The 9,822-nt window shown below is 48.7% G+C and carries 8 protein-coding genes and 2 pseudogenes; 6 read left to right on the forward strand and 4 right to left on the reverse strand.

Annotation, left to right across the window (positions count from 1 at the left end):
• From H6F50_RS05765 to H6F50_RS05785, 5 genes and pseudogenes are all read left to right on the forward strand, one after another.
• Positions 1 to 348: pseudogene (locus tag H6F50_RS05765) on the forward strand (ABC transporter ATP-binding protein); the annotation flags it as partial.
• A gap of 294 nt (positions 349 to 642) precedes the next feature.
• Positions 643 to 828 carry a hypothetical protein gene (locus H6F50_RS26935; protein ID WP_242028914.1) on the forward strand — a complete coding sequence of 62 codons (186 nt, stop codon included), beginning with the start codon at positions 643 to 645 and terminating at the stop codon, positions 826 to 828.
• A gap of 470 nt (positions 829 to 1,298) precedes the next feature.
• On the forward strand, positions 1,299 to 2,897 hold the full coding sequence (gene gpmI, locus H6F50_RS05775) for a 2,3-bisphosphoglycerate-independent phosphoglycerate mutase (RefSeq protein WP_190427345.1): 1,599 nt from the start codon (positions 1,299 to 1,301) through the stop codon (positions 2,895 to 2,897).
• Between the two features lie 111 nt (positions 2,898 to 3,008).
• Positions 3,009 to 3,242, forward strand: a complete 234-nt coding sequence (secG, locus tag H6F50_RS05780) for a preprotein translocase subunit SecG (protein WP_190411866.1) — start codon at positions 3,009 to 3,011, stop codon at positions 3,240 to 3,242.
• Positions 3,243 to 3,265: 23 nt separating this feature from the next.
• Positions 3,266 to 4,231, forward strand: a complete 966-nt coding sequence (locus H6F50_RS05785; protein ID WP_190427347.1) for a peptidase — start codon at positions 3,266 to 3,268, stop codon at positions 4,229 to 4,231.
• On the opposite strand, the gene H6F50_RS05790 is transcribed toward H6F50_RS05785, so the two are convergent.
• The 4 genes and pseudogenes from H6F50_RS05790 to deoC all read right to left on the reverse strand — a co-directional run bounded on the left by H6F50_RS05790 (position 4,224) and on the right by deoC (position 8,970).
• Positions 4,224 to 5,414 (reverse strand): glycosyltransferase family 4 protein, encoded by a 1,191-nt coding sequence (locus tag H6F50_RS05790; RefSeq protein WP_190427349.1) that lies wholly within the window; start codon positions 5,412 to 5,414, stop codon positions 4,224 to 4,226. The genes H6F50_RS05785 and H6F50_RS05790 overlap by 8 nt on opposite strands.
• 77 nt (positions 5,415 to 5,491) lie before the next feature.
• On the reverse strand, positions 5,492 to 7,186 hold the full coding sequence (locus tag H6F50_RS05795) for an MFS transporter (protein ID WP_242028915.1): 1,695 nt from the start codon (positions 7,184 to 7,186) through the stop codon (positions 5,492 to 5,494).
• Positions 7,170 to 8,194, reverse strand: a pseudogene (recO, locus tag H6F50_RS05800) (DNA repair protein RecO). The gene H6F50_RS05795 and the pseudogene recO overlap by 17 nt, the downstream one beginning before the upstream one ends.
• A gap of 86 nt (positions 8,195 to 8,280) precedes the next feature.
• Positions 8,281 to 8,970 (reverse strand): deoxyribose-phosphate aldolase, encoded by a 690-nt coding sequence (deoC, locus tag H6F50_RS05805; protein ID WP_190411862.1) that lies wholly within the window; start codon positions 8,968 to 8,970, stop codon positions 8,281 to 8,283.
• Positions 8,971 to 9,223: 253 nt separating this feature from the next.
• On the opposite strand from deoC, the gene H6F50_RS05810 reads away from it, so the two are divergent.
• A complete protein-coding gene (locus H6F50_RS05810; protein ID WP_190427354.1) occupies positions 9,224 to 9,700 on the forward strand; it encodes a DUF3592 domain-containing protein in 477 nt (158 codons plus the stop codon).
• The last annotated feature ends 122 nt before the right edge of the window (positions 9,701 to 9,822 follow it).

Raw genomic sequence — 9,822 nt, forward strand, 5'->3', positions numbered from 1 at the left:
GCTCGTCTGGCGTTAGCAAAAATGCTTTTGCGCCCAGTTAATTTAATGATTTTGGACGAGCCTACTAACCACTTGGATATTCCGGCTAAAGAAATGTTGGAAGAGGCAATCCAAAACTACGAAGGTACGGTAATTTTAGTCTCCCACGACCGATATTTTATTTCCAAAGTTGCCAATAAAATTGTCGAGATCCGTGACGGCGAATTCCGCCTGTATCGAGGAGATTACCATTACTATCTAGACAAAATTGCTGAAGAAAAAGAGCAGGCAAGATTAGAGGCGATCGCTGCTGATAAAGCTGCTAAGAAAGCTGCAAAAGCTGCTAAGGAATCTAGCAAACGCAAATAAAGTCTAGAAGTCGTTTTTTAAATGCAGAGAACGTAAAGAATCGTCGCAAAGGAACGTCAGCAGTGGTGAGACTACTGCTGACGTTCCTTTGGCAATAAAGATAGGTTTCAACCCTTGCTTATTGCGTTCTTGAGAGCTAAAAAGGTACGGCGCTTAGGGTGGGCTTTCCAAGTTTCCAAAAGTCTTACTTTAGGTAGATGCAAGTTATAATAAAAAGACTAAGTTTCCATCGCTGGAGGAAATCGTGCCACTTTCCTCGACCTGGCGAACAACCAGCAACAAGCCTTAGAAATCTTGGAGCCTTGGAAGCCGCTTTATGCAGACTTTCCTTGTCATCTCAACTACGAAACGCCTGTGCATCTGCTGCTGGCTGTAACTATGGCGGCTCAAGGCACCGACGAGCTAGCTAACCAAGTCACCGCAGAACTGTATCGCTGGTTTCTCAATGCGAGCGTGATCGCTCTTGGCAGATCCCGCTGAGTTAGAAACCACTCTACGCTCCAGCAAGAATCGGGAATTGTTTCGTTTTCTTGACATATCACGGTCGATCTGTTCTTAAAGCCAAAAAGCCTGCTTGCAAAGTCTGTACCTTATTAGACTTGTTTCCTAGTGCGGGTTAGATGGTTTAACAGACACAACAACCGGGGAAGACCAACGCATCGTGGCAGACTAGGCGATGTGTAAGCTTGACGCCTACTGATCTTGCAGGTGCGTCAAGCGGTTGTCATCAAGGGAGTAGCGCTCCCTTACATACTTTTAGCGATCGCTTCCTACCAGGACTGTCTTCAGAACCCTGTAACAAAATAGTCATCCGAGCTAGAGAGAATTGCTGTGCTGTCCCTGGCAAAAAAACTAAAAAAGCTAGCAGAAGCTACTAAAAATAACACTGCGAGTACAAAGGGCGATGATATCATGACGGAGAAATTACTGAAAACAAAGGGCAATTGAGTATGGCGCAAGCACCTGTCTCTCCCGTGGTGCTAGTCATTCTAGACGGCTGGGGGTACCGCGAAGAAACCGATGGCAACGCCATAGCCGCCGCTAACACACCTGTGATGGATAGCCTCTGGGAAGTCTATCCCCACACACTCATCTATACCTCCGGCAAGGCTGTAGGGTTGCCAGAAGGTCAGATGGGTAACTCAGAAGTAGGCCATCTCAACATTGGTGCTGGTCGGGTTGTACCGCAAGAATTAGTTCGTATCTCAGACGCCGTGGAAGACGGTAGTTTACTGAGCAATCCTGCACTGGTGCAAGTCTGTCAGGAAGTCAAGAGCCGGGGTGGTAAGCTTCACCTAGTTGGGCTTTGTTCCGAAGGTGGGGTGCATTCTCATCTGGTGCATCTTCTAGGATTACTAGATTTAGCGAAAGCGCAAGAGATTCCCTCAGTTTGTATCCACGCGATCGCAGATGGGCGCGATACCTATCCCCACGAGGGGATAGAGGCAATTCAGAAGATTCAAGACCACATTGACCAGATTGGGGTCGGGCGCATTGTCACCCTCAGCGGTCGCTACTACGCAATGGATCGAGACCAGCGGTGGGATCGGGTGAAACGCGCCTACGATGTGATGACTCAGGATGGCTTAGGAGATGGTCGCTCGGCGCAAGAAGTTTTGCAGGCTTCCTATGCTGAAAATGTCACAGATGAATTTATCATCCCAACCCGAATTGCTCCTGGAGCTATAGAAGCGGGGGATGGTGTGATTTTCTTTAACTTCCGACCTGATAGATCCAGACAACTTACCCAAGCCTTCGTGTCTCCAGGCTTTAAGAGGTTTGAACGACAGCATATCGAGCCACTGAGCTTTGTTACTTTTACTCAGTACGAACCGAATTTACCAGTTTTGGTGGCTTTTGAACCCCAGAACTTGAGTAACATCCTGGGAGAAGTCATTGCCAGTCGGGGACTGCGCCAGTTTCGGACTGCTGAAACCGAGAAATACGCCCACGTTACTTATTTCTTCAACGGCGGTCGGGAACAGCCTTTTGAAGGGGAGGATCGGGAACTGGTACCGAGTCCAATGGTTCCAACCTATGACCAAGCACCGGAGATGTCAGCAGCAGCGGCGACGGATGTAGCGATCGCTGCCGTTGAAAAACGCATTTACTCCTTCATGGTCATCAACTACGCCAACCCAGACATGGTGGGGCATACAGGTCAGATGGAACCAACAATTCAAGCCCTGGAAACGGTAGACCGATGTTTGGGACGCCTTCTAGAAAGCATCAATAAGGCGGGTGGCACGGCGATCATCATTGCCGACCACGGGAACGCTGAATATATGCAGGATAAGGAAGGGAACCCTTGGACGGCTCACACAACGAACCCTGTGCCCTTTATCCTGGTGGAAGGGGAAGGGTTAAAAATTCCCGGCTATGGGACTGAAGTGACTTTGCGAAGTGATGGACGTTTATCGGACATTGCACCGACGATTCTGGAGATATTAAAGCTGCCACAGCCAGTAGAGATGACAGGTCGTTCAATGCTGGTTCCTCTGGAATTTGATGTCCGCGCCAATCGCACACCCGTGCGAGTTTCTCTGTAAAGTGCTAGGAGCTAATAGCTAATGACTCATTGCATCTTTCTGATGCTTAGCAGTTAGCTCTTAACGATCCGCAATTCACGATTCTTAAAAACTGACACCGAACAACCAACTATGAATCTATATAGCATCCTGCAAATTATATGGGCGGTTTCTTCCGCAATTCTGATTGTTTTAGTGCTGCTACATAGTCCTAAAGGAGACGGAATTGGGGGGATTGGCGGACAGGCTCAATTGTTTACCAGCACCAGAAGTGCAGAAACAGCGCTGAACCGAGTAACCTGGATATTCACTGTCATCTTTCTGGGTTTGTCGGTAATTTTGAGCATGGATCGGTTATGGCAATAGCATCAAATCGTGATTCCTGATAAATGATGATTTTTGAGTGGAAAAAGGAGAAAAGTGGGAAAGTTGAAAAGGCGAAACCCTTAAACTTTCAAACTCTTAAACGAAGCCTACAGAATCGCCTGTGGTATCCAAACTCTTTTCAAAACTCAAAACGATTCATTCGGGTGGGGATCGCGATCGCTACTTGCTTATTGGCGGTTTTAGCCCATTTTCGGGTGGTGGATGCGGGTGATGTTTGGGCGTCTGAAGGGTCACGTCCGCTATCAGCAACCTCCTTACCGACACTCCAAGCGCACGTCTTACCACCGACACTGTTGCAATGGCAAGATACCAGCAACAGTGGTGATTACTTCTCTCAGGTGAAGCCTACCCCCGTTGGCTATCTGGTTTGGTCGCAGTTTCCGGTTAAGGTGTTCGTAGAGATGCCAGAAACTTCCACCGCCAGCCAACAGTGGGCAAGTGCTGTGTTAAAAGCTGTGCAGGAATGGCGTGTTTATTTGCCCCTCCAAGTGGTCGAGCAGTCAGAGATAGCTGATATCAAGATCGTGCGATCGCTTCCTCCCCTCAAGCCATCCTTTAACCGCCGCACCGGGGAATTTCACCTGCCTCGCGCTCGTTCTGCTGAAACCCGCTATGAATTCTACCTCAACCCAGCGACGGGCACCCCATCTGTACTATCCCATCGATTTACGATCCAACTGAGTCCGACTCAAACCGGCGACTATATTCAATCCGCTGCCCGTCACGAACTAGGGCACGCACTAGGTATCTGGGGGCACAGTCCTTTAGAAACAGACGCCCTGTATTTTTCCCAGGTGCGTAATCCTCCCCAAATTTCTTCGAGAGACATCAACACCCTCAAGCGGATCTACCAGCAGCCAACGCGACTGGGATGGCCTTTGCCCAATGCCACCCAAAGCCAGCTTAAGCGTAGAGTATTGGCGAATAAAACAATACGCGATTACTCCTTGAGGAGGATGACTAGCTAATTTTCGTTCTCCCTGGATAACGCCAATCACTCAACTGGACTCGGCGTTCCTGTAGCAACTCAGTATAAAGTTTTACTAGTTGCTCGATGTTGCGGCTGAGGGTATATCGCTCTAAAACCCTTGCGATCGCTTTTTGTCCCAGTCGCTGCGTAAACTCCGAGTTGCCTCGTAACACAGGCAGTAGAGTTCGCAACTGCCCCGCAACCCCTTGAGTTCTGAGAATTATCCCAGCGTCTCCCTCTAATGGATTCCCCTCCAAAACTTCACCATCAGCACCAGCATCAGTTGCTACACAGGCGACGCCACAAGCCATTGCTTCTAGTAGGGAAAGTGAAAGCCCTTCCACCAGAGAAGGCAGAATAAACACATCAGCTCCCCGCAAAATTTCGATTCGCCGTTGCTCATCCGGTTCGGTTCCCCACCAGATGATTCCGTATTCTGAGTCGTAAAAAGGCTCTAAAGAGGGCTTCATCGGCCCGTCGCCGACAATTAATAATTTACTCTCCGGCCCCATTTCTGACTCTTTCCAGGCTCGGAGCATTGCTTCCACATTTTTTTCGGTAGCAATTCGACCCTGGTAGACAAAGAGGCGCTTAGCGTTTAATTCAGATTTGATGTTAGAAGGCCCTGGACAATACTTCTGGACATCAACGCCATTCGGAATTACAGCTACCTTTGATGCTGCCACTCCCAATCGTGCTAGTAAATCCCGCTGAACTTGAGAAAAGATAATTGTCCGGTCGTAATATGCCAGAAAAGGTGCATACAGCTGATAAGTCAGCAGTTGCGTTCCTGATTTGAGATTTCGTCGCTTCCCGTCAAAAGGGGTATGGAAGGTGGAAACCAGGGGTAAATTCAGTTCTTCGCAGATTTCCGGCAGTAGGAAATCTAGGGGTGATAAAGTGAGCGAGGCATGCACCAGGTCTGGCTTTAGCTCTTCAAGCGATTGCGTCAAAACCTTTCTCGATCTCAGGGTGGGAATCGTATAAACCTGGGACTTGTACAGGAAAGGTAGAGACACTTCTTCACATCCAGGCCAAGCCTGGAGATCAGATTCTTCGTCTTGGGCAAAGTGGAGAAAGCTAACTCGATGCCCCTGGTCTAACAACGCATTCGTAACTTCTCGACTGTAGGTGACATTGCCGCAAAAGGGTGATTTTTTTCCGAGCCAGGCTATATGCATTTTCTAAGAGTTTTGAGTTTTTAGTTTTGAGTTTTGAGTTATGAGTTAATCATTCAAAACTCGTCATTCAAAACTCATCACTTTTCTTTTCCTGTACCGGAAATATACCAGGTTAGGAGTCCTCCTGCGATCGCGATCGCTGCTAAACCGAGAAATACTGCCTGTAAACCCAAAATCGTCTCTGCAACGCCTGCTAAGGCTAATGGCAGGCTTAGAGCAATATTAATGACGTTGTTTTGTAACCCAAAGACTTTCCCTCGCATTTGGTCGGGAGTTTCGGCTTGGATGGTTGTCTGCATCGGGATAGCCACCAGCGACCCAAAAAAGCCCAAAAGCGTTGTCAACAGGAATGCCAGCAATAGCTGCTTCGTAAACAATCCCAGACCAACCAAAGAGGCTGCCGTTCCGATAGAACCATAGAGGCTGAGCCGAGTATGGGAGAACCGCTGCCCAAAATGTCCTAGCACCGTTGCCCCCCCAACCATGCCAACCCCACCAGCTGCAAGTAAAAAACCGAACTGAGAGGATTTCAAACCAGGAATAACTTCTGCCATCCGCACAGCTAGAACCGACAGCGCCGCAAAAACTGAAAATAAAATTACCAGTTGGATCAGGGCATTGCGAACGCGGCTTTGTTCGTTTAGGTAACGCAGTCCGTCGCGCAGGTCTTCCCAAACATGGGGCGATTCGTGTTCGGGAGCGTTCGTTTTTTCCCCTGTGCGGAGGATCATCAACAGCAATCCCGCGATCGCATAACTGCCACCCACCACTAATTCTTTGCCAATGTCCGCTCCCCCACCCAAGCGTCCCACCAGGGTGTCGGCAATTCCGAGTAACGGCTCTCCCACGGCAAATCCCACGATCACTGAAGCCATCATTGTCATCGTGTACAGCGAGTTCGCTGAAAGCAGATGATGGCGTCCCACAACTAACGGAATCACTGACTGCTCGGCAGGAGCAAAAAACTGCGTCAGTGTAGAAATCAGAAACGTTAATCCCAGCAGGATGCAGAATCCCACCGGCAACCCTCCAAGAGTTAACCAGCCATGCGAGATCCACAGCAGCGGTGGCACTGCTAAAACCAGTACCCCCCGCAGCAGGTTCGTTGCCACTAGCACTGCCTTCTTAGGCCACCGATCGACATACACACCCGCCACGGAACCAAACAGTATAGCGGGAATCGTAAAAGCCATCATGATCGCCGATACCCACACGCTGATTGTCTGATCGGGTGCTTGAAAGTGAGTGGCAATCAATGCAATCACCAGCACCAGATACACCTTATCCGCTATCTGCGAGAAAACTTGTCCCCCCCATAGCGCCAGGAAATTCCGGTTTTTTAGAACCGGCAAAAATCCTTGTGCGTCCTCCTCTACTTCCTCATTCTTTACTTCCTCATTGACAACCAGATTGGACGGTGAGGCGCTGTGGTTCAACCCTCCATTTGAGGGAGCGTCTGTTTCTGTTTCTGTATCTATCTCTGGGGTTACAGCATCGTCCACCGGGGAGTGGGGGAAAGAAATCGCAGGGCGAACCTCTTCCCATTCAGAAGTTTCAGGGGGTGTTAAGCGCTCGTCAGACAAGGGGCGTGATGTGGTAGGTGTTGACGATTCAGTAAAAGCAGGGTGGGGGCGCTCGGAAGCGGGAACGCTGAGTCCGGAAGAGCGAGGAAATTTTCCTTCCTCAGTCCACCGTTCGCCGTCCTTAATCCTCTGTCTAGACTGACTTAGGGACATTCGAGCTTGTAGATCGGAATCATACCGTTGCATCATGGTTCAGGATAAATTCAGCTGGGACGAGAAACAAGCATCCATCAAAGCAGCAGAGCGAATTGACCGACCAAAGTGATACTGGACGTACTGACGTAACAGTTGCTCTACTGAAACCCAAGCGGAGTCTTCGGAAGGATGAGGGGTTAGGGATGTCGGATGAGTTAATTTTTCATTGCTTTTTCCGTTCTGGGGTAGCTCTGGCTGAGCCAGCTGCTGTAGCAGCGCCAGCTCGATGGCGTTCAGTTTGGTGTTCAGCATCAAGGGCGTTTGTGGATGAACAACTGTTTGGTAGTTCCCACCGGCTTCCTCTGGCACTGTGCCTTGACCTTGAGGTGAAAAGCCGATGGCTGTAGGCGAGAATTTCTCCTTTACTGCCATGCCTTTTGCTGTACTACCAGACATGCGCGATCGCGCTTCGGCTTGCAACCGTTCTAATGCTGGTAAGCTCACCGTTCCACCGGCAGCAGTACTAAACCCAACTCGCCAGTCTGGATCGGTAAATTCCGGCATCAGGGGATGCCGCGAGACACAACAATGTTGAACCTGCGGCGCAACGCCAGCCAAAGCCATCAGGTGAAACACGCCGTGGGCTAAGTGAGCTAAAACCAGAGCCGCGCTGTTGGCAGGCAACCGCTCTAACCGATGCAGATGTTCGTTGAGCAGCTCATACAATTCCATTTGCGGCTGATCGCTCAATGCTTGACAAAGAACCACTTCCGCCAAGTATTGGCTGGCTGTCAGTTTTTGGAGATCCTGACTTAAGCCGGGGAAAGATTCTAGCGTTTCTGCCTGAGTAATTTTATCGAGCGATCGCCCTTTGGCAATCAGTAGCTCATTCACTACAAACAAAGCACTCCTACCGCCTAGCTTCGAGTGGTGCTTGCGTGCCCCCGGTGCTACAGCCCGAATCAAACCAAATTCAGGCGTCAAAATCGTTAGCAGCCGGTCAGACTCGCCCAGCGCCATACTCTTTAGATTGATTCCGGTTGCTTTGTAAGTTCGACTCATGACGTGGGGTAATTGGTCAAGAGGTGATGGGTAATTGATCAAGAGGTAATGGGTCAAGAGTTAGCAGACTCATTCCCGATTACTCATTACCAATTCCCCTTTCCCTCCTTCTCCAGCGTATCGCGCTGACGAATCAGATCGGGGCCGTGCGACGTGCCTAACCGCGTCGCTCCTGCCATGATTAACTCCAAGGCTTGCTCCGGGGTACGGATTCCCCCCGATGCTTTAATTCCGACCCGTTCTCGTGCGACTTCTTTCAAAAGTTGGATATCCGCTACTGTGGCACCCCCAAACAAACCAGTGCTGGTTTTTAAAAATGCCACTCCTGCATCCATACATATTTCCGCTGCCAGTCGTTTCTCTGCATCTGTCAGGCGGGTGGTTTCCAAAATTGCCTTGACAGTTTGACCCGTTTCACAAATTTCTGCAATTTCCCGGTGTAGTTCCTCAGTCTTCCCAATTTTCAGCCAACCCTGGTTGATGACAACATCCAATTCCACCGCCCCATTTTCGACGGCTTCTTGGGCTTCGTAGAGCTTAACCGCCGATGTCGTCGCTCCAGAGGGAAAACCGATGACTGTACAGACTTTGGGCCGCCTGCCTTTGAGAAGCTCAGCCGCTTGCCGCACGTATGCCGGATAGACGCACACTGCCGCGAACTGAAACCTTTCAGCTTCTTCACACCACTGCTTAACCTGCTCTGGAGTAGCCGTTGGATTTAGCAGCGCATGATCGATCAATGGAGCAATATCAATATTTGGCTGAGTAACAGCCATTGCTTCTCCTCTCGCTCACCTCACCTATTGTTAGGTTTTATCAGATATTTAAGCAAAATTAAACAAAAGATCGCGGAATCATTACCGGCTAGCCTGTAGCTTTAATCGGACAGGCGATCCAGACAGACAGGTGTTCTTCCCTTACCTGATGGGAGGTTGACACTACCGACCCAAAAATGGTGAGAGCAATTGGATAGTTAAGCCGTCGCAAACTTAGGTTAAAAATATTTAGAGAAAGGAAAACAAGTTAAAAATGTCTGATAAGCCAGGGTTAATGGGACTGGGGGGTATATTTTTTGTAGTTGGAGCGGGTATGGTACTTGGCAGTTTTGTAAATTACCATCAAAAGCAAGATTTTATTAAAAGCTCATCCTCTACTACAGGTACAATCATTAATTTAAAACTTCAAGTATCTAGAAAATCGCGGGCTTATTTCCCTGTATTCCAATTTCAAACCCCCAATGGAGAAACGATAAAGGTTGAATCTAATATGGGGAGTAATCCACCCGGATATGAAATTGGGCAATCCGTGCCGATTATTTATAGCCCTAATAATCCGAGCGAAGCAGAGATAAACTCTTTTTGGTCACTTTGGTTTGCGGCGATATTTTTATTGGGAATGGGAGGTCTTTTTGCCGTAATAGGTTTAAGTATGCTTGTTCACGCTTTACCTTTCAAGAAATCTAAAACTACAGGAGATTTTGCTGATGAAGAATCTTTGATAAGCTAGAAATAACCTTTGGGTACAATTTGTGTACAAAGAATATATCCAGTGATTTTTAGCTTATTTGAAAGAAGTTCGGAGCTTTATCTTGATAATCGGGCAGGTAAGTTTAAAGTGAATTTTTAGAG

Source organism: Coleofasciculus sp. FACHB-712 (assembly GCF_014695635.1).
GTDB lineage: Bacteria > Cyanobacteriota > Cyanobacteriia > Cyanobacteriales > FACHB-T130 > FACHB-T130.

Coding starts and splice junctions, on each gene's coding strand:
- deoC (WP_190411862.1), bottom strand. CDS start 8,970: ATGGCTGTTACTCAGCCAAATATTGATATTGCTCCATTGATCGATCAT.
- H6F50_RS05810 (WP_190427354.1), top strand. CDS start 9,224: ATGTCTGATAAGCCAGGGTTAATGGGACTGGGGGGTATATTTTTTGTA.
- H6F50_RS05795 (WP_242028915.1), bottom strand. CDS start 7,186: ATGATGCAACGGTATGATTCCGATCTACAAGCTCGAATGTCCCTAAGT.
- H6F50_RS05785 (WP_190427347.1), top strand. CDS start 3,266: ATGATGATTTTTGAGTGGAAAAAGGAGAAAAGTGGGAAAGTTGAAAAG.
- gpmI (WP_190427345.1), top strand. CDS start 1,299: ATGGCGCAAGCACCTGTCTCTCCCGTGGTGCTAGTCATTCTAGACGGC.
- H6F50_RS05790 (WP_190427349.1), bottom strand. CDS start 5,414: ATGCATATAGCCTGGCTCGGAAAAAAATCACCCTTTTGCGGCAATGTC.
- secG (WP_190411866.1), top strand. CDS start 3,009: ATGAATCTATATAGCATCCTGCAAATTATATGGGCGGTTTCTTCCGCA.